Source organism: Streptococcus sp. 1171_SSPC (genome assembly GCF_001069335.1).
GTDB lineage: Bacteria > Bacillota > Bacilli > Lactobacillales > Streptococcaceae > Streptococcus > Streptococcus xiaochunlingii.
On the sequence record NZ_JWAK01000015.1, the window covers coordinates 55,178 to 55,931 of the forward strand.

2 protein-coding genes are annotated in these 754 nt (G+C 40.2%); both read right to left on the reverse strand.

Annotation, left to right across the window (positions count from 1 at the left end; all coding sequences use genetic code 11):
• Nucleotides 1-106: 106 nt before the first annotated feature.
• Nucleotides 107-349, reverse strand: a complete 243-nt coding sequence (locus tag ADF75_RS01890) for a type B 50S ribosomal protein L31 (protein ID WP_023023047.1) — start codon at nucleotides 347-349, stop codon at nucleotides 107-109.
• 222 nt (nucleotides 350-571) lie between these two features.
• Nucleotides 572-754 (reverse strand): hypothetical protein (locus ADF75_RS10755; RefSeq protein ID WP_239665192.1); only part of this gene is annotated, 183 nt, incomplete at its 5' end.

The window sequence follows — 754 nt, forward strand, 5'->3', positions numbered from 1 at the left end:
CGAAATCGAATTCTAACGAATTACCGATTTCTGTCCCACTCTCATTTTTGTGCGGAGAAGGACAAGAAAAAACCACTTCCAAGTGGAAGTGGTTTTGATTGGTTTCTTATTTGAGACCGTATTTTTTGTTGAAACGATCCACACGTCCATCTGCTTGAGTGAACTTTTGACGTCCAGTGTAGAATGGGTGTGAGTCTGATGAAATTTCAACACGGATCAATGGGTAAGTTTCACCTTCGAATTCAACAGTCTCGTTAGAGTACTTAGTTGAACCACTAAGGAACTTATAACCAGTAGTAGTGTCCATGAAGACAACAGGGCGATATTCTGGATGGATATCTTTTTTCATTTTGCAATAATTCCTTTCTGCCATGGTCTCTTTCCGAGCCATAGATTGTTACTAAGTTAGTTTATCAAAAACAAAAGAGTTTGGCAAGGATTTTTACCAAATTTTTCGCATTTTATAAAGAAAAAAAGTGGGAGAAGCTCATCCTGTTAGGTAAGCTTTTCCCACTCTGTCTAACAGTCCTAGAAAGGAAATGTTAGACATGCAAGATCAATAGAAATCTTTTTATTCTTGACCAGGTTCAGTAGTTGGCTGTTCTGGTTGTTGAGGTTGCTGTTGCTCTTGTGGTTGCCAAGCTTGTTGAGGTGCTTGTTGGAAGCCTTGTTGAGGCTGTTGAGGCACTTGTTGGAAACCTTGTTGAGGTGCTTGTTGGAACCCTTGTTGAGGCTGTTGAGGTGCTTGTTGGAA

What these genes read in the sequence shown, in the direction of transcription:
- ADF75_RS01890 (WP_023023047.1), bottom strand. Translation starts at nt 349, where the DNA reads ATGAAAAAAGATATCCATCCAGAATATCGCCCTGTTGTCTTCATGGAC.